Genomic DNA, 18,235 nt, shown 5'->3' on the forward strand with positions numbered 1-18,235 from the left:
AGACACCTGCGACCGACGGGAGACCGGAGAACGACGGGGGCACGAAAAAGGCCCTGCTCGTCGGGGACGGCTCGAATGCCGAGGTCACACGCGGCGCACACACCTCAGGTGTGTGACACGGTGTCTCAGGACCTCAGACGAGCAACGTCCTTCTCCGATCGACGACAACAGAACCGTTCCACAACGTACGAGGCGGCCGCAGGGCTGTCAACGAGTTAACGCTCCCCAGGAGGTCCCGTGCCCGACGGCCCGCTCTCCCTGCCGGCCCGCCTCTACCTGCTGGCCCTGGACACCTCGAGGTCCGAGGCCACCGGGGCCGCCCAGACGCCCCAGCTGGTCCGGGCGGGTGCCCTCGCCGAGCTGGCCCGGCGCGGTCTGCTGCTCGACGAGGACGGCATCGTCACGCCGGTCGACATGGACGCGCACACCGGGGACGCCGTCCTGGACGGGCTTCTCGAACTGGTCCGCGAATCCCGGCCGCACGGGTGGCGGACCTGGGTGACGCTGCGGTCCCGGATCACCCTGGACGCCGTACGGGAACAGCTCACCGCGGAGGGATGTCTGCGAGCCCGGAAGAAGCGGGCCCTCGGGCTGTTCCCCACGGTGGAGTACGACATCGCTCGGCCGGCCGTGGTGGAGGCGCTGCAGGAGGAGGTGCGGCAGATCCTGCGGGGGCCGGTGCCGGCCGGGCAGCTGTCGGACCGGGACGCGGCCCTCGTCGCGCTCGCGGCCGCCGCCGAACTGCGCACTCTGCTGCCCCGCAAGGAGTATCACCAGGTGCGCATCGAGGAGCTGATCGAACGCGGCGGACAGTCGGCTCCGGCGCTGCGCAAGGTCCTTCACGAGGTCGGCGGGGCCCTGACCCCGACCTCGGTCACAGCGGGAGCCTGAGCGCGGCACACGCGTGTGGCGGATCCCTGTGCGGGACCCTCGCCCCGGTGCCGTCGATCCGGGGGCCGTCACCCCTCGTCGACGACGTCGAAGGACCGGCGGACGTCATGGCAGGACCCCGTGCCGCGGCCGCTGCCGAACTCGGCGGCCCACTGGGGGCCGGAATCGTGCGGAAATGCCTGCGGACGCCTCAGAGGGCGTCGCGCATCAGCTCCGCCAGGTCGTGGTCGAGGTCGAGCTGGAGATGCTCCAGGCCGGTCGGGACGAGGTCGTTCGTCGCCTCCAGGAACCGGCGCAGTTCGCCCGTGCGCACGTGCACGACGGCGGTGCCCTCGGGGGCGTGGAACTCGAGAACGGTGCGGTCGTAGCCGTAGGGCCGCACCCGGACGTCGCCGTGGCCCTCGGGCTCGTGCAGACCTGTGGTGAGGAGTTCGCGGCTGAAGGTCCAGCAGACCTCGACGCCCTCCAGGGTGGCCGGCGCGGGGAAGGTCATGCGGACGGCGAACGGATCGCAGCGGTCGTAGCGCAGGGTGGCGGGAATGTTCGGCATCCGCGGTGCCGCGGCGACGAGACGGGCCTCGACGGGCTGCTCGATGACGGTGGACAACGCCTTGCTCCCTTGTGACGGCGGGTGGGACTTCCCGGTGGGACGTGCACTGGAAGAGACGACGGAATGGGCCAATCCGTGTACACGAAAGTCGAGTGACCTGTGTCACCGTCTTCATGCACTCGTGTGATCCAGCGTTTCTCCCGTGCCCCGAGCGGCACGTGTGGCGACCTGTTCGCCACCCGGCGGGCGGCCGAGGGCATCTGGACGGCGCCGGGAGCGTGGACTAGCTTCGCCCGCCATGAGGCGCTTGGGGAATACGCGAGGCAAGGGAAGAACGGGCCTGATGAGCCGGAGGATCGCCGCGGGGGCCGCCTGTGCGGCGGCGCTGGCCGCCCTGACCGCCGTACCGGCCGCGGCACACGAGCCGGACAGCCGTACACCGCACTGGGAACTCAAGGACAGCGGCGCCCCCGCGGCGCGGTTCAGGGGGCTGTCGGCCGTCAGCCGGAACACCGCCTGGCTGGCCGGCACCCAGGGCACCGTGCTGCGCACCACGGACGGCGGGGCGAGCTGGCGAAACGTCTCGCCACCCGGTGCCGCCGAACTCCAGTTCCGGGACATCGAGGCCTTCGACGCGCGCCGAGCCGTCGTGCTGGCCATCGGGGAGGGCGAGGCGTCCCGGGTCTACCGCACCGAGGACGGCGGCGCGACCTGGACCGAGTCCTTCCGCAACACCGACGCCAAGGCCTTCTACGACTGCCTCACCTTCTTCGACCACCGCCACGGGCTGGCCATGAGCGACCCGGTGGACGGAAAGTTCCGCATCCTGTCGACCTCCGACGGCGGCCGCTCCTGGAAGGTGCTGCCGAACACCGGGATGCCGGCCGCGCTCGACGGCGAGGCGGGCTTCGCGGCGAGCGGGCAGTGCCTGGTCAGTTCCGGGCCCCGGGACGTCTGGCTGGCCACCGGCGGAGCCGCACGCGCGCGTGTACTGCACTCCGACGACCGGGGACTGACCTGGACGGCGTCCGACACGCCGATCCCGGCGGAGGACCCGGCCAAGGGCGTCTTCGCGCTCGCCTTCCGCGACCGCGCGCACGGTCTCGCGGTCGGCGGCGACTACCGCCCCGACCAGAGCTCCCCTCAGGCTGCCGCCCGTACCGGCGACGCAGGCGCGACCTGGCGGCCCGCCGCGACCCCGGTGAACGCCTACCGCTCCGGCGTGGCCTGGCTCCCGCACAGCCGCAGCGCGGCCCTCGCGGTCGGCCCCACCGGCACCGACCTCACCACGGACGGCGGCCGGACCTGGCGGACCGTGGACACCGGCTCCTACGACACCGTGGACTGCACGGTCGACGGCGGCTGCTGGGCCGCGGGGGAGAAGGGGCGGGTGGCCCGTCTGGAGAACTGAGTGGCGCGATCGGGGGTACCCGGCCGCCGACGGCGAAAGGAGTGATCCCCCATGCCAGCCGGTTCGAACTCCAAGCGTGAACGCCAGTACGAGCACATCAAGAAGAGCGCCCAGGACCGCGGCGAGAGCAGCGGACGGGCCGAGGAGATCGCGGCGCGGACCGTCAACAAGGAACGCGCCCGGTCCGGCGAGTCCAAGACCGCCAGCCGCACCTCGACCAAGGATATGTCCTCGGGCAAGAGGGGCGGACAGCGGTCCGGCAAGGGCTCCCAGGGCCCGACCTACGACCAGCTCTACGAGGAGGCCAAGCGCAAGGGCGTGAAGGGCCGTTCGGACATGAACAAGAGCCAGCTCCAGCGCGCCCTGGGCGGCAAGAGCTGACGCTCAGCCCGAGGTCTCCCGGTACGGCTTCAGCGCCGGGGCCGTCTTCGTCGCCTCGAACTCGGTGACGCGGTACGCGCACACCCCGGCCGTGACGAACGGGTCGCCCGCGGCGATCTCCTCGATGCGCGCACGGTCCTCCGCGACGGCGATGATCACCCCGCCGTCGCGGGGGTTCTTGCGCCCGGACGCCAGGAAGACGCCCCGCTCGTACTGCTCGTCCAGCCAGGCGACATGCGCCGGTATCACGGCGTCCACGGCATCGAGCGGGGCGGTGTAGGTCAGCTCCAGTACGAACATGATCGCGAGCCTACGCCGCCCGCCGTACGCTCGTCCCCACCATGACGACCGTAGACATCCCCGCGGGCTGGCCCGTGACCGAGGAGCAGGCCCGCGCGGTCCAGGACGAGTTGAGGGCGAGGACGGTCCTCGACGAGCCGGGTCCGCCGCCCGGCACCGGGCACGTCACCGGGGTCGACGTGGCCTACGACGACGAACGGGACGTCGTCGCGGCGGCGGCCGTCGTGCTGGACGCGTCGTCCCTGGACGTCGTCGCCGAGGCCACGGCTGTCGGGCGGATCTCCTTCCCGTACGTCCCCGGCCTGCTCGCCTTCCGTGAGATCCCCACGGTCCTCGCCGCCCTCGCCGCCCTGCCGTGCCCACCCGGCCTGGTCGTGTGCGACGGCTACGGCCTCGCCCACCCCCGCCGCTTCGGCCTCGCGAGCCACCTCGGCGTGCTCACCGGCCTGCCCACGATCGGCGTCGCCAAGAACCCGTTCACCTTCTCCTACGACGACCCCGGCGCCCGGCGCGGTGAGTGGACGCCGCTGCTCGCGGGCTCGGACGAGGTGGGCCGCGCCCTGCGCACGCGCGAGGCGGTGAAGCCGGTGTTCGTCTCCGTAGGCCACCGCGTGAGCCTCGACAACGCCTGCGCCCACACCCTCGCGCTCACCCCGGCCTACCGGCTGCCGGAGACGACCCGCGCGGCGGACGCCCTGTGCCGACGGGCGCTGCGGGAGGCGACGGCCTGACGGGAGCCGACGAGGTGCACTGAGTACGTCGTCTGAGTATCTGTACGGATGTGCGCGCCCCGGCGTGCTCGGCAGGCTGTCCCGCATGACGACGCACCGCATGACCCACCGTGCCGCCAAGCCCCTCGCCGACCCGAACCGGCCCGTCGAGCGCGCGGTGACCGCCGCGCTGGTCCTCGGCGTGCTCGCGGGGCTCGGCTGGATCGCAGGGATGATCTACACCGTGGCGGGCTGGTCCCTCTGAGCCGGGCTCACCGGCTCGCCGCGACCCGGAAGGTGATCCCCGCCCGCCGCAGCCGCTCGATCAGCGCGTCCCCCATCGCCACCGCCGTCGTGACCTGACCGGAGGTCTCCGGCAGCTGGTCGAAGGCCAGCGACAGAGCCGACTCGGCGAACATCTTCGCCGTCTCGCCGTAGCCCGGGTCGCCGCCCGTGACCTCGGTGAACACCCGTCGGCCGCCGCCCTCGCCGACGAAGCGCACGGAGAACCAGCTCTTGGCCCGCTTCTCGGGATCCGGGCCGTCACCCGGCTTGATCCGGTCGGACAACCAGCGCCGGGCGGGCGGCAGTTGGGCCGCCGCGAACAGCGCACCCACGGCAGCGATGCCGCCCACGGCCATGGGCAGCCGTCGTACGGCCGCGTAGTGGCGGTAGCGGAAGTCGGGGCCGTAGCGGTCCAGAGCCTTCGCGGAGCGCCGGACGATCTGCGCGTCGATGGTCGGCAGCGGCAGCGCCCAGGCGCCGACCTCCTGGGCGAACCGCGGGGTTCCGGTCGGCGCGGTGGCCCGTCGGCCCACCAGGCGCGGCTCGTGCCGTCCGCGGTCCCGGGCGGCGGCGATCATCTGCCGTCCGCGCGCGAACTGGTTCAGTGCCGAGGCGAACGTTCCGCCCGAGAGCGCGCCGTCCGCGGTCACGAACCCGTCGACGGTCAGCGGCACACCCTCCGGCAGCTGCCGGACCGTGAAGTACGCCCCCAGGTCGTGCGGGATCGAGTCGAACCCGCACGCGTGCACCAGCCGTGCACCCGTCTCACGCGCGCGTGCGTCGTGCCGGACGTACATCAGGTCCACGAACTCCGGCTCCCCGGAGAGATCGAGATAGTCCGTCCCGGTGTCCGCGCAGGCGGCGACGAGTTCCTCGCCGTACGTCAGGTAGGGGCCCACGGTGGTGGCCACCACACGCGCGTGCCCGGCGAGAGTCCGCAGTGAGTCCGGGTCCCTCACGTCGGCCGTGAGTACCTCCACGTTCGACCCCTCCGGCAGCCGTTCGCGCAGGGCCCGGAGCTTGGCCTCGCTGCGGCCGGCGATCGCCCAGCGCAGATCGTCCGGTCCGTGCGCGGCGAGGTACTCCGCGGTGAGGGTCCCGGCGAAACTCGTGGCCCCGAAGAGCACGACGTCGTAGAGACGCTCCGACTTTTTCATCCTGCTCATGACACTCCTGGGTCCCACAGCTCGCGCCGTTGTCGGTGGCCGAGGCTAGCGTGAGGAGTGCGGAGCCCGACGAGGAGCCCGGAGGTGGAACAGTGGCTGTGCCCGAAAGCGCACTGACGCAATGGGTGAAAGCATGCGAGTTCGCCCTCGGGTCGGCGGGTGCGGCGGAGTCCGGCGGGCGATGTCGGCCGATAAGCAGGCGATGATCGGCCGATAATTGGCTAAGCGCTTGCTCGTTCTAGGCTTGTGTCGACGGAAACGCGTTCATAGCATCGCCGGTGTTACATCAGTTGTGTCACGCCAATGGGGGCTCGATGACAACGGCAACGACGCCCGGGCACGGTCCGCTCACAGGGGTGCGCGTGGTCGAGCTGGCCGGCATCGGACCCGGCCCGTTCGCCGCCATGCTCCTCGCCGACCTGGGGGCCGACGTCGTCCAGGTGTCCCGCCCCGGCGGCACGGCCCTCGCGATCGACCCCGACCACGACATCACCAACCGCAACAAGCGCTCGGTCGTCGTCGACCTCAAGGCCCCCGACGGCCCCGCGCGCGTGCTCGACCTCGCCGCCCGCGCCGACATCCTGATCGAGGGCAACCGCCCCGGCGTCGCCGAGCGCCTCGGGATCGGCCCCGAGGAGTGCCACGCGCGCAACCCCGCCCTCGTCTACGGCCGGATGACCGGCTGGGGCCAGGACGGACCGCTTGCCGCGCGCGCCGGGCACGACATCGCGTACATCGCCGTCACCGGCGCCCTCGGCCTGATCGGCGAACCCGGCAGGCCCCCCACCGTCCCCGCCAACCTCCTCGGCGACTACGCGGGCGGCTCCCTCTACCTCGTCGTCGGAGTCCTCGCCGCCCTGCATCACGCGCGTGCGACCGGCGCCGGCCAGGTCGTCGACGCCGCCATCGTCGACGGGACCTCCCACCTCACCGCGATGCTCCACGGCATGACCGCCGCCGGCGGCTGGCAGGACCGGCGCGGCGCCAACCTCCTCGACGGCGGCTGCCCGTACTACGGGACCTACGAGACCGCCGACGGGAAGTACATGGCGGTGGGCGCGCTGGAGCCCCGGTTCTACGACCTGTTCCTGGACCTGCTCGGCCTGCCGGACTTCACCGACGCCCGCAAGGACTGGACGCGCTGGGGCGAACTGCGCGAGGCGGTCACGGCTCGTTTCAGGTCCCGTACCCGGGACGAGTGGACGGCCGTCTTCGAGGGCACCGACGCGTGCGTGGCGCCCGTCCTGTCGCTGCGCGAGGCCCCGCACCACCCGCACCTCGCCGCCCGCGGCACGTTCACCGACCACGGCGGCATCACCCAGCCCGCCCCCGCGCCCCGCTTCTCCGCGACCCCCACGGCCGTACGCACAGGGCCCGCCCGGCCCGGCGCCGACACCGCAGGCGTGGCACGCGACTGGGACGTCCCCGACCTCCTGAGAGGCCCCGAATGAAACGGCGGATCTTCGCGCCCGAGCACGACGCGTTCCGCGAGACCGTGCGCGCCTTCCTGGCCAGGGAGGTCCTGCCGTACTACGAGCAGTGGGAGAAGGACGGCATCGTCTCCCGCGAGGCCTGGCGCGCGGCCGGCAAGCAGGGCCTCCTCGGACTCGCCGTGCCCGAGGAGTTCGGGGGCGGCGGCACGACCGACTTCCGCTACGCCACCGTCCTGGCAGAGGAGTTCACGCGCGCGGGCGCTCCCGGACTCGCCCTGGGCCTGCACAACGACGTCATCGGCCCGTACCTCACCGGCCTCGCCACCGAGGAGCAGAAGCGCCGCTGGCTGCCCGGCTTCTGCGACGGCTCGCTCGTCACCGCCATCGCCATGACCGAGCCCGGCGCGGGCTCCGACCTCCAGGGCATCCGCACCCACGCCGAGGACCGGGGCGACCACTGGCTGCTGAACGGCTCCAAGACGTTCATCTCCAACGGGATCATCGCCGACCTGGTGATCGTCGTCGCGAAGACCACACCCGAGGGCGGCGCCCGCGGACTGTCGCTGCTGGTCGTCGAGCGCGGCATGGCGGGCTTCGAGCGCGGCCGCAACCTCGACAAGATCGGCCAGAAAGCCCAGGACACGGCTGAGTTGTTCTTCCACGACGTGCGCGTCCCCAAGGCGAACCTCCTCGGTGAGCGCGACGGCGCCTTCGGGCACCTGATGACCAACCTCGCCCAGGAGCGCCTGAGCATCGCCGTCTCGGCGATCGCCGCCGCCGAGCACCTCCTGGAGATCACCACCCAGTACGTCAAGGAGCGCGAGGCCTTCGGGCGGCCGCTCGCCACCAAGCAGCACATCCGGTTCGAGATCGCCGAGATGGCCACCGAGTGCGCCGTCACGCGGACGTTCATCGACCGCTGCGTCGAGGACCACTCGGACGGGGAACTGGACGCCGTCCACGCCTCCATGGCCAAGTGGTGGGCGACCGAGCTGCAGAAGCGGGTCGCCGACCGCTGCCTCCAACTGCACGGCGGGTACGGCTACATGAGCGAGTACCCGGTCGCGCGGGCCTTCACCGACGGCCGTATCCAGACCATCTACGGCGGCACGACCGAGATCATGAAAGAGATCATCGGCCGTTCCCTCCTGAGCTGACCCTCCCCGAAAGGCCTCCTCGTGAGCACCGAAGCGTACGTGTACGACGCGATCCGCACCCCGCGCGGCCGCGGCAAGGCGAACGGCGCCCTGCACGGCACCAAGCCCATCGACCTGGTCGTGGGACTCATCCACGAGATCCGCGCCCGCTTCCCGGACCTGGACCCGGCAGCGGTCGACGACATCGTGCTCGGTGTCGTCAGCCCCGTCGGCGACCAGGGCTCGGACATCGCCCGGATCGCCGCCGTGGCCGCCGGCCTGCCGGACACGGTCGCGGGTGTACAGGAGAACCGCTTCTGTGCCTCGGGCCTGGAGGCCGTCAACATGGCCGCCGCCAAGGTGCGTTCGGGCTGGGAGGACCTGGTCCTGGCGGGCGGCGTCGAGTCGATGTCCCGGGTGCCGATGGCCTCCGACGGCGGTGCCTGGTTCAACGACCCGATGACCAACCTGGCCGTCAACTTCGTGCCCCAGGGCATCGGCGCCGACCTGATCGCCACGATCGGGGGATTCTCCCGCCGGGACGTCGACGAGTACGCGGCCCTGTCGCAGGAGCGCGCGGCCACGGCCTGGAAGGAGGGCCGCTTCGACCGTTCCGTCGTCCCGGTGAAGGACCGCGCCGGTCTGACCGTCCTCGACCACGACGAGCACCTGCGGCCCGGCACCACCGCCGACTCCCTGGCCAGGCTCAAGCCGTCCTTCGCGGACATCGGGGAGCTCGGCGGCTTCGACGCCGTGGCTCTGCAGAAGTACCACTGGGTCGAGAAGATCGACCACGTCCACCACGCGGGCAACTCCTCCGGCATCGTGGACGGCGCCTCGCTGGTCGCGATCGGTTCGAAGGAGGTGGGCGAGCGCTACGGCCTCACCCCGCGCGCGCGGATCGTCTCCGCGGCCGTCTCCGGTTCCGAGCCGACCATCATGCTCACCGGTCCCGCCCCCGCCACCCGCAAGGCCCTCGCCAAGGCCGGGCTCAGCATCGACGACATCGACCTCGTCGAGATCAACGAGGCCTTCGCGGCGGTCGTCCTGCGCTTCGCGCGCGACATGGGCCTCTCGCTGGACAAGGTCAACGTCAACGGCGGCGCGATCGCGCTGGGCCACCCGCTCGGCGCCACCGGCGCCATGATCCTGGGCAGCCTGATCGACGAACTGGAGCGCCAGGACAAGCGGTACGGCCTCGCGACCCTCTGTGTCGGCGGCGGCATGGGCATCGCCACCATCGTCGAACGCATCTGACCCCTCCCACGGATACGACGGATCACACGGAGCACATCCACATGAGCACTCAGTCCACGACCATCCGCTGGGAACAGGACCGCACCGGCGTCGTCACCCTCGTCATCGACGACCCGAACCAGTCCGCCAACACCATGAACCAGGCGTTCCGCGACTCCCTCGCGGTCATCACCGACCGCCTGGAGGCCGAGAAGGACACCGTCCGCGGTGTCATCATCACCTCCGCCAAGAAGACCTTCTTCGCGGGCGGCGACCTCCGCGACCTCATCCGGGTCACGCCGGAGACAGCGCAGGACCTCTTCGACGGCGGCCTCGCCATCAAGCGCGACCTGCGCCGCATCGAGACCCTGGGCAAGCCGGTCGTCGCCGCGATCAACGGCGCGGCCCTGGGCGGCGGTTACGAGATCGCCCTGGCCTGCCACCACCGCATCGCCCTCGACGCGCCCGGCTCCAAGATCGGCTGCCCCGAGGTCACCCTCGGCCTGCTCCCCGGCGGCGGCGGAGTCGTCCGCACGGTCCGCCTCCTGGGCATCGCCGACGCCCTCCTGAAGGTCCTGCTCCAGGGCACCCAGTACGCCCCGCAGCGCGCCCTGCAGAACGGCCTGGTCGACGACGTGGTCACCACGCAGGACGAACTCCTCGCCAAGGCCCGCGCGTTCATCGACGCCAACCCCGAGTCCCGGCAGCCCTGGGACAAGCCGGGCTACCGCATCCCCGGCGGCACCCCCGCCAACCCGAAGTTCGCGGCGAACCTGCCCGCCTTCCCGGCCAGCCTCCGCAAGCAGACCAACGGCGCCCCCTACCCGGCCCCGCGCAGCATCCTGGCGGCCGCCGTCGAGGGCGCCCAGGTCGACTTCGAGACAGCACAGGTCATCGAGGCGCGCTACTTCGTGGAACTGGCCGCCGGTCAGACGTCCAAGAACATGATCCAGGCGTTCTTCTTCGACCTCCAAGCCGTGAACTCCGGCGCGAACCGCCCCAAGGGCGTCGAGCCCCGCCAGGTCCGCAAGGTGGCCGTACTCGGCGCCGGAATGATGGGCGCGGGCATCGCGTACTCGTGCGCCCGCGCGGGCATCGACGTCGTCCTCAAGGACGTGTCACCCCAGGCGGCGGCCAAGGGCAAGGCCTACTCCGAGAAGCTCTGCGCGAAGGCGGTCTCCCGGGGCCGTACGACCCAGGAGAAGGCCGACGCGCTCCTGGCCCGCATCACACCGACCGCGGACCCCCAGGACCTGACCGGCTGCGACGCGGTCATCGAGGCGGTCTTCGAGGACTCGGCGCTCAAGCACAAGGTCTTCCAGGAGATCCAGCACATCGTGGAGCCGGACGCGCTGCTGTGCTCCAACACCTCGACGCTGCCGATCACCGCGCTGGCCGAGGGCGTGGAGCGCCAGGTCGACTTCGTCGGCCTGCACTTCTTCTCACCGGTCGACAAGATGCCCCTGGTCGAGATCATCAAGGGCGAGCGCACGGGGGAGGAGGCGCTGGCCCGCGCCTTCGACCTGGTCCGGCAGATCAGGAAGACCCCGATCGTCGTCAACGACTCGCGCGGTTTCTTCACCTCCCGCGTCATCGGGCACTTCCTCAACGAGGGCGTCGCGATGGTCGGCGAGGGCATCGAGCCCGCGTCGGTCGAACAGGCGGCGGCGCAGGCGGGCTATCCGGCGAAGGTGCTGTCGTTGATGGACGAGCTGACGCTCACGCTTCCGCGCAAGATCCGCAAGGAGACCCGGCAGGCGGTGGAGGAGTCCGGCGGAACGTGGACGGCGCACCCCGCCGAGACGGTCATCGACCGCATGGTCGAGGAGTTCGGCCGCACCGGCCGCAGCGGGGGCGGCGGCTTCTACGACTACGGCGACGACGGCAGGCGCACATCCCTGTGGCCGGGCCTACGCGAGCACTTCACCCGCGAGGGCTCCGAGATCCCCTTCCAGGACATGCAGGAACGCATGCTGTTCGCCGAGGCCCTGGACACGGTCAAGCTCCTGGAGGAAGGAGTGCTGACCTCGGTCGCCGACGCCAACATCGGCTCCATCTTCGGCATCGGCTTCCCGGGCTGGACGGGCGGCGTCCTGCAGTACATCAACGGCTACGAGGGCGGCCCGCAGGGCTTCGTGACCCGCGCCCGCGAACTCGCCGAGCGGTACGGGGAGCGGTTCACGCCGCCGGCGCTGCTGGTGGAGAAGGCGGAGAAGGGGGAGCGGTTCGCGGACGCGTGACGGTGGGTGCCGGTTTGTTCGGCCTGTCTGGGGGTGCCCCCTCTGGGGGAGTTTGAGGACGAGGCCCTTCGGGCCGAAGGGGGTCTGGGGGCGCGGCCCCCAGGGACGGGACGGGAAGGGGCGGCGGGGGCGAGAAACCCTTCCCCGTCGCCCCATACCGCTGAGCGACACGCCCCTCTTGCCCCGCACCCCCGACTCCCCGACGCTGACCTGGAAGCCGGTCACCAGGTCACCCCACACGAGGAGCCCCCATGGGTCGCCGTCCCGCCCTCGCCGTCCTGGACATCCTCCGCGACGAGGGCGTGGACCGCGTCTTCGGCAACCCGGGCACCACCGAACTCCCCTTCCTCGCAGCCCTGTCGGAGACGACCGACGCCCCTGAGTACGTCCTCGGCGTCCACGAGGGATCCGTCGTGGCGATGGCCGACGGCTACGCCCGAGCCACCCGCCGCCCCGCCTTCGTCAGCCTCCACATCGCCGCGGGCCTCGCCAACGGCCTCATCGGCCTCCTCAACGCCCGCCGCTCCCGCACCCCCCTGGTCGTCACGGCGGGCCAGCAGGACCGCCGCCACCTCCAGCAGGACCCCATGCTCTCCGGCGACCTGATAGGCCTCGCCACCCCGGCCGTGAAGGCGACATACGACGTCCAGCACGCCCGGGACCTCCCCCTGGCCCTCCGCCGGGCCTTCGCGCTCGCCCAACGCCCGCCCGCGGGCCCGGTGTTCCTCTCCATCCCCTCCGACCTGCTCCAGGAGGACACGGAGCTGGAGATCCCGCCCCGCACCCCCGCGCCCCCGCTCGGCCCCGCCCCCGGCATCGAACACGCCGCGGTGCTCCTGGGATCGGCCACCCACCCGGCGATCGTCGCCGGCGACGGCGTGGCCCGCGAGGGCGCGCTGGGCGCGCTCGTCCGCACAGCCGAGACCTGTGGAGCCGTGGTCCACCACCAACCGATGGCGGACGCGCTCGACTTCCCCACCACGCACCCCCTGTACGCGGGCATGCTGCCGCCCCGCCACGACGCGGTCCGCGCCGCCCTCGCACCCCACGACACCGTCCTGATCGCCGGCGCGCACGCCTTCACCCCCCACCACTACACCCCGGGCCCCGCCCTGCCCGCCGGCCTCACCGTCCTCCAACTCGACTCCGACCCGGACGAGATAGGCCGCAACTTCCCCGCCGACACCGGCCTCGTCGGCGCCCTCGCCCCCTCCCTGAACCGCCTGGCGGACCTGCTCCGCGACCGCGTGCCCGAACACATCGCGAAGGCCCGCATCCTCCACGCCGGCGAACGCCACACCACCGAACGCGACCGCGCGGAGTCAGCGGCCCGCGCCACCTACTCCCCGGCACCCCTCGACCCCGGGGCCGCCGCCCACGCCGTGGCGAGCGGCCTCCCACCGGACGCGGTGGTCGTGGAGGAAGCCATCACCGTGGGTCTGCTGCTGCGTCGGCACATCCGGCTCGACCGCCCCGGCAGCTACACCCACACCGTCGGCGGCGGCCTCGGCTGGGGCATCGGCGCCGCCGTGGGCCGGTCCCTCGCCGAACCGGGCCGCCCCGTCGTGGCCGTCCTCGGTGACGGCTGCACGCTCTTCGGCCTCCAGGGACTGTGGAGCGCGGCCCGCCAGAACACCCCCGTGCTCTTCGTGGTGATGAACAACGGCGTCTACCGCACGGTCCAGGACACGTACACGGCGATGGGCGGCGAAGGCACCTGCCCCGGTACCGAACTGGGCTCCCTCGACTTCACCCTGGCCGCCCGCTTCTTCGGCGTCGACGCGGTCCGGGCCGCCGACGCCGACCATGTGCGCGACCTGGTGGCCGGTGCGGGCGAACTGACCGGCCCGCTGCTCGTCGACGTACCGATCAGGGCATAGGGCGTGTTGCGAAAGTCCCGTCTGCCGGGCGGCGTCTGGCCCGCACTCTCGCCGCACCGGACGAAAGCCCACGTACAACCAGTACGAGGGCTTCCGCCCGGCACGCCGAGAGCACGCACCAGACGCCGCCCGGCCCGCCCTCCGGGCGGACGACGGGACTTTCGCAACACGCCCTGGCGGACTCGCAGGGGCCCGCATCTTGTCACCTCGCCCCCCGGGCCCGACCATCGGTCCATGACGGACGCTCCGCCGCCGAAGTCGGTGCTCGCCCGCGGGACCGCGCTGCTGCGTGTCTGCGGCGAGTCCGGTACCGCGCTGTCCCTCGCCGAACTGGCCCTGCGCACCGGCCTGCCGAAACCCACCGCGCACCGCCTCGTCGGCGAGCTGGTCCGGCTCGGGCTGGTCGAGCGCACCGCGGAGGGCGGTTACCGCATCGGGCTGGAGCTGTTCGTGCTGGGCCAGTCGGCACCGTCCGTGCGTGAACTGCGGGACACAGCCCTGCCGTACCTGGGCGACCTGCACGAGGCGACCCACGAGAACGTCCACCTGGCCGTACCGGACGGCACCGACACCCTGTTCCTGGAGAAGATCACCGGCCGCCGCGCCACCCCGATCGTCTCCCGTTCCGGCGGCCGGCTGCCCGCCCACTGCACCGCCACCGGCAAGGTGTTCCTCGCTCTCGACCCCCGCCCGCCCGGCCGCGCGCTGCCCCGCCTGACCCCGCGCACCCTGGTCCTGCCCGGCCAGCTCGCCCGCGACCTCGCCCGCACCCGGGCCCGCGGCTATGGCGTCAACCTGGAGGAGGCCGAGATCGGCGTCTCCGCGGTCGCCGCCCCCGTCTACTCCCGGGGCCCCGGCTCCCGCCCGGTCGCCGCGATCTCCGTGACCGGCTCCACCCGACGGCTCGACATGGACCGTGTCGGGGCCAGGGTGTGCGCGGCGGCACGGGCACTGACCCGCGCCCTGTCGGCCTGAAAGAGTCAGCCCGGCCCGGTGGCACCCTGCTGCATCGCCACCGCCAACGCGTGCTCCGTCAACCGCTCCCCGTGCACCTCACCGGCCACCCGCCCGCGCACGAACACCAGCACCCGGTCGCACACCTCCGTCAGCTCCGCGAGATCCGTGGACGCCAGCAGTACGGCCGCCCCGCCCGCCGCCAACTCGCCGACGATCCGGTGCATTTCGGCTCGCACACCGATGTCGACACCGCGGGTCGGATCGTCCAGCACGACGATTTTCGGCTCCGTCGCCAGCCACTTGGCGAAGACGACCTTCTGCTGGTTGCCGCCGGACAGCCGGGCCGTCACGTCGTAGGGCCCACCGCGCAGTCGCAGACGATCCGTCAGTTCCACGGTCTGCCGCACGAGTTCGGACCGCGCAGGCATGAGCCCGCCCCGGCCGAGCGCCAGCCAGCTCACCGCCGTGGTGTTCTCCCACACCGTGCGGTCCGTCATCAGGCCGTACCGTTTGCGGTCGCTCGGGACGAAGGCCACGCCCGCCCGGACCGCGGCCCGCAGCGAGTGCGGTCGTCCGCGCCCGCAGATGTCCACCCGGCCGGCCGAGACCTCCGCGCGCCCGCACACCACCTCCAACGCCTCGAGATGGCCCGCCCCCTGCAGCCCCGCGACCCCGACCACCTCGCCCGCCCGCACAGTCAAGGTCACGTCGCTGAGCCGCCCCGGCAGGCTCACCCCGGACAGCACCACGGGCGGCGGGAGATCCGCCGGGGTCCGGGTCCGCCGCGCGGGCTGCTCGGGCCGTCCGCCCAGCATCGCCGTCACCAGGTCCGGCACGTCCACCTCCGCCCGCCGCACCCCGGACAGCGCCACCCGCCCGTCCCGCAGCACGGTCACGCGCTGTGCGACGCGCATGACCTCCTCCAGGAAGTGCGTGACGTACAGCACGGCGATGCCCCGGCCGGTCAGGGTACGCAGCACCTGTTCGAGGCGGCCGACGGCGGCGGCCGGGAGCGCCGAGGTCGGCTCGTCCAGGATCAGCAAGCGTGGCCGACGCAGCAGCGCCCGCGCGATCTCCGTCAACTGCTGGTCCGCCAAGGGGAGTTCGCCGAGTTCGGTGCCGAGGTCGACATCCAGGCCCAGCTCGTGGAGGACCGGCCGGGCGGCCCGGTCCATGGCACCCCGGTCGAGCAGACCGAGGCGGCGCGGCGGACGGTACGGGAAGAGGTTCTCCCGCACGGTGAGGTCGGGAAAAAGGCTCAACTCCTGTGACACAGTGGCGATCCGGGTGTCCCTGGCCGGCCGCACGGCCCCCTCGTCCGGGGCGAGCGAACCGGACAGGATCCGCACCAGCGTCGACTTGCCCGCCCCGTTCTCACCGACCAGGGCGTGCACCTCACCGCCGCGCAGCCTGATGTGGGCGCGGTCCAACGCCCGTACACCGCCGTAGGACTTGACCAGGCCCTGTGCCACCAGGGTGTCGCCGTACGTCATCTCAGCGCGCGTCCTTCAGCGGCTTCAGCTGGGCCTCCTGGTCACCGAGGAGCTTGTCGATGGTCGGCTTGTACCAGTCGTAGGCGGCCTTCGCGGACTTCTGCCGGGCGATGATCTCGCCGACATTGTTCGAGTCGACGACCCCGCCGGGGGAGAGGAACCACCCGTCGGGCAGCTTCCCGTCCTTCTCCCGTACCGCCTCGATCAGCATCGCGGTCGACAGATAGCCCTTGAGGAAGTGCTGCGGGTCGATGGTGACGAAGTTCGAGCCGTCCGCCACGGCGTCCAGGGTCTTGGGGTCGACGTCGAACCCGGCCGTCAGCCAGGTGCCCTTCTCCGCCTTCTTGATCTTGGCGAGGTTGTAGCTGTCGGCGTCACCGACGCCGAGGAACGCGAGCGCGTCGGGATGCGCGTTGACCTGTGCCGACCAACTGCTGTAGTTCTGCCCGGGATCGCTGTACGTCTGGAAGGGGCCGACGATCCTCACGTTCGGGGCCTCCTTGCGGAACGTGTCGGAGATGCCCTTCGCCCGGTTGTCCAGCACCGGTGTCCCCGGGTTCGGGACCCCGATGGCGACCTCGCCCTTCGGGTCGGCGCCGAGCCGCTTCAGCGCTTCCTTCGCCATCGACTCGCCCAACGCGTAGTTGTCGTTGCCGACGTAGAAGGTGACCTTGCTGCCGTCGGTGGGGGAGGTGTCCAGGGCGACGACCGGAATGCCCTTGTCGACGGCCTGCGCGGCGGGCCGGGTGAAGATCGGCGGGTCGAGGTTCTCCAGGACGATGCCGTCCTTGGCCCGGGTGGTCAGGTTCTGGAACAACTGCACCTCGGCGGGCCCGTCCGTGTTGGGCGGTCCCACGGCCTTGAAGTCGACGTCCCCGGCACGGCTCGCGGCGCTCTCCGCGCCGAGCACCATCTCGTGGGCGAAGTTGAGGGAGATGTTGGCGACTGCGATGCCCATGTCCAGCTGGTCGCCCTTGCCGGATCCGCCGCCCCCGCAGCCCGTGGCACCGAGCAGGAGCAGCGCGCCGAGCGCCGCGGACACCGTACGGAATCGGGGATGCATCACGGCCTCCAAGGCTCGGCTCACTTGCGGCGGCGTCCGGTCCGGCGCAACGCGCTGTCCGCCGCGACCGCGACGAGGATGACCCCGCCGGTCGCGAACGACGTCCAGTTGATGGGGACTTCGAAGAACACCAGCCCGGCGGCGACGACCGAGAGGATCATCGCCCCGGCCACCGCGCCGACCACCGAGCCCCGGCCGCCGGCCAGCGGGGTGCCGCCGATGATGCAGGCGGCGATGGCCTGGAGCTCGTAGCCCTGGCCCAGGGTCGGGTCGCCGGCGCCGTAGAAGGCGAGGGCGAGCGCGGCGGCGCAGGCCGTGGTCAGCCCTGACAGGGCGAGGGCCTGGATCCGGGTGCGGACCACCGGGATGCCGCTGAACGCGGCCGCGTCCGGGTTGGAGCCGATCGCCCGCACCCGGGCGCCGAAACGGGTGCGGGTGAGCACCACCGCCAGTACGACGACCACCACGAGCAGCACCCACAGGGCGAACGGCACCCCGCCGGAATCCCCGCCCGCGAACGTGAAGAACGAGTCGTCCAGCGGCAGGTCCGTGATCTGCTTCCCGTCGGCGAGCGCGAGCCCGACCCCCCGGAACAGCAGCAGCGTGCCCAGCGTCACGATGAACGAGGGCAGCGCGAGGACCGTCGTGACCAGCGCGTTGAACACACCGGCGGCGATGCCGGTGAGGAGCATCACCGGGACCGCGAGCCAGGGCGGCGTCCCGTCCCGTACCAGCAAGGCCCCGACGACCAGGCACATGGCGTAACTGCCGCCCACCGACAGGTCGACCTCGCGCATGGCGAGGGCGAAGACCATCCCGCACGCCATCAGGGAGATGTAGACCGAGTTGTGGGCCGTGGACAGCAGGTTGTCCGCGTCGAGGAAGTCCGGGTACGGGATGCCGATCCCGGCGACCAACAGGCCGAGCACCAGCAGCACACCGAGCTCGTCCCGCACCAGCCGGTGCGGCAGGGGACGCAACCGGCGCAGTGCGCCGCCCTGTTCGCGGGCGCGCTCGGCGTCGTCCACGGCACGCTCGGTCTCGGTCATCGGGCACGGCTCCCGTAACAGCGGCTGCTTGCTCGCCCCGCAGCGTCGATCTCC

At 72.0% G+C, this 18,235-nt stretch carries 17 protein-coding genes; 11 read left to right on the forward strand and 6 right to left on the reverse strand.

What is annotated here, in order from left to right; all coding sequences use genetic code 11:
* Positions 1 to 237: 237 nt before the first annotated feature.
* The gene (locus tag ACFYRX_RS21395) at positions 238 to 891 is read left to right on the forward strand and encodes a GPP34 family phosphoprotein (protein WP_389101868.1); all 654 of its coding nucleotides are present in this window, start codon (positions 238 to 240) and stop codon (positions 889 to 891) included.
* Between the two features lie 190 nt (positions 892 to 1,081).
* On the opposite strand, the gene ACFYRX_RS21400 is transcribed toward ACFYRX_RS21395, so the two are convergent.
* Positions 1,082 to 1,498 (reverse strand): SsgA family sporulation/cell division regulator, encoded by a 417-nt coding sequence (locus ACFYRX_RS21400; protein WP_389101870.1) that lies wholly within the window; start codon positions 1,496 to 1,498, stop codon positions 1,082 to 1,084.
* Positions 1,499 to 1,784: 286 nt separating this feature from the next.
* Between ACFYRX_RS21400 and ACFYRX_RS21405 the strand changes: the two genes are divergently transcribed.
* Positions 1,785 to 2,852 (forward strand): WD40/YVTN/BNR-like repeat-containing protein, encoded by a 1,068-nt coding sequence (locus ACFYRX_RS21405; RefSeq protein ID WP_389101873.1) that lies wholly within the window; start codon positions 1,785 to 1,787, stop codon positions 2,850 to 2,852.
* A gap of 51 nt (positions 2,853 to 2,903) precedes the next feature.
* Positions 2,904 to 3,233, forward strand: coding sequence for a plasmid stabilization protein (locus ACFYRX_RS21410; protein ID WP_389101875.1), 330 nt, complete (start codon positions 2,904 to 2,906; stop codon positions 3,231 to 3,233).
* Between the two features lie 3 nt (positions 3,234 to 3,236).
* Here the strand turns inward: ACFYRX_RS21410 and ACFYRX_RS21415 are convergent, their stop codons facing one another.
* Positions 3,237 to 3,533: a YciI family protein gene (locus tag ACFYRX_RS21415; RefSeq protein WP_389101877.1), complete on the reverse strand. Its 297-nt coding sequence runs from the start codon at positions 3,531 to 3,533 to the stop codon at positions 3,237 to 3,239.
* 41 nt (positions 3,534 to 3,574) lie between these two features.
* Between ACFYRX_RS21415 and ACFYRX_RS21420 the strand changes: the two genes are divergently transcribed.
* The gene (locus ACFYRX_RS21420) at positions 3,575 to 4,264 is read left to right on the forward strand and encodes an endonuclease V (protein ID WP_389101879.1); all 690 of its coding nucleotides are present in this window, start codon (positions 3,575 to 3,577) and stop codon (positions 4,262 to 4,264) included.
* 85 nt (positions 4,265 to 4,349) lie between these two features.
* Positions 4,350 to 4,508 carry a morphogenic membrane protein MmpA gene (gene mmpA / locus ACFYRX_RS21425; RefSeq protein ID WP_389101881.1) on the forward strand — a complete coding sequence of 53 codons (159 nt, stop codon included), beginning with the start codon at positions 4,350 to 4,352 and terminating at the stop codon, positions 4,506 to 4,508.
* A gap of 7 nt (positions 4,509 to 4,515) precedes the next feature.
* Here the strand turns inward: mmpA and ACFYRX_RS21430 are convergent, their stop codons facing one another.
* On the reverse strand, positions 4,516 to 5,694 hold the full coding sequence (locus tag ACFYRX_RS21430; protein WP_389101883.1) for a saccharopine dehydrogenase family protein: 1,179 nt from the start codon (positions 5,692 to 5,694) through the stop codon (positions 4,516 to 4,518).
* A gap of 314 nt (positions 5,695 to 6,008) precedes the next feature.
* Between ACFYRX_RS21430 and ACFYRX_RS21435 the strand changes: the two genes are divergently transcribed.
* From ACFYRX_RS21435 to ACFYRX_RS21460, 6 genes are all read left to right on the forward strand, one after another.
* On the forward strand, positions 6,009 to 7,145 hold the full coding sequence (locus ACFYRX_RS21435; RefSeq protein ID WP_389101885.1) for a CaiB/BaiF CoA transferase family protein: 1,137 nt from the start codon (positions 6,009 to 6,011) through the stop codon (positions 7,143 to 7,145).
* A complete protein-coding gene (locus tag ACFYRX_RS21440; protein WP_389101888.1) occupies positions 7,142 to 8,284 on the forward strand; it encodes an acyl-CoA dehydrogenase family protein in 1,143 nt (380 codons plus the stop codon). The genes ACFYRX_RS21435 and ACFYRX_RS21440 overlap by 4 nt, the downstream gene beginning before the upstream one ends.
* Before the next feature lie 21 nt (positions 8,285 to 8,305).
* Positions 8,306 to 9,520, forward strand: a complete 1,215-nt coding sequence (locus tag ACFYRX_RS21445; protein WP_389101891.1) for an acetyl-CoA C-acetyltransferase — start codon at positions 8,306 to 8,308, stop codon at positions 9,518 to 9,520.
* Between the two features lie 41 nt (positions 9,521 to 9,561).
* Entirely contained in the window at positions 9,562 to 11,739 is a 2,178-nt protein-coding gene (locus ACFYRX_RS21450) for a 3-hydroxyacyl-CoA dehydrogenase NAD-binding domain-containing protein (protein WP_389101894.1), read from the forward strand.
* 251 nt (positions 11,740 to 11,990) lie between these two features.
* Positions 11,991 to 13,619, forward strand: coding sequence for a thiamine pyrophosphate-binding protein (locus ACFYRX_RS21455; protein ID WP_389101896.1), 1,629 nt, complete (start codon positions 11,991 to 11,993; stop codon positions 13,617 to 13,619).
* 234 nt (positions 13,620 to 13,853) lie between these two features.
* The gene (locus ACFYRX_RS21460; RefSeq protein WP_389101899.1) at positions 13,854 to 14,594 is read left to right on the forward strand and encodes an IclR family transcriptional regulator; all 741 of its coding nucleotides are present in this window, start codon (positions 13,854 to 13,856) and stop codon (positions 14,592 to 14,594) included.
* Between the two features lie 5 nt (positions 14,595 to 14,599).
* Here ACFYRX_RS21460 and ACFYRX_RS21465 read toward each other — a convergent pair whose 3' ends face one another.
* From ACFYRX_RS21465 to ACFYRX_RS21475, 3 genes are read right to left on the reverse strand one after another with little or no spacing between them, the layout of a single operon-like run.
* Positions 14,600 to 16,069 (reverse strand): sugar ABC transporter ATP-binding protein, encoded by a 1,470-nt coding sequence (locus ACFYRX_RS21465; RefSeq protein ID WP_389101901.1) that lies wholly within the window; start codon positions 16,067 to 16,069, stop codon positions 14,600 to 14,602.
* Position 16,070: 1 nt separating this feature from the next.
* On the reverse strand, positions 16,071 to 17,132 hold the full coding sequence (locus ACFYRX_RS21470) for a sugar ABC transporter substrate-binding protein (RefSeq protein ID WP_389101904.1): 1,062 nt from the start codon (positions 17,130 to 17,132) through the stop codon (positions 16,071 to 16,073).
* A gap of 20 nt (positions 17,133 to 17,152) precedes the next feature.
* Positions 17,153 to 18,181 (reverse strand): ABC transporter permease, encoded by a 1,029-nt coding sequence (locus tag ACFYRX_RS21475; protein WP_389101906.1) that lies wholly within the window; start codon positions 18,179 to 18,181, stop codon positions 17,153 to 17,155.
* Between the last annotated feature and the right edge of the window lie 54 nt (positions 18,182 to 18,235).

The sequence above is a fragment of the Streptomyces sp. NPDC005374 genome (assembly GCF_042872225.1).
In the GTDB taxonomy this organism is placed as follows: Bacteria; Actinomycetota; Actinomycetes; order Streptomycetales; family Streptomycetaceae; genus Streptomyces.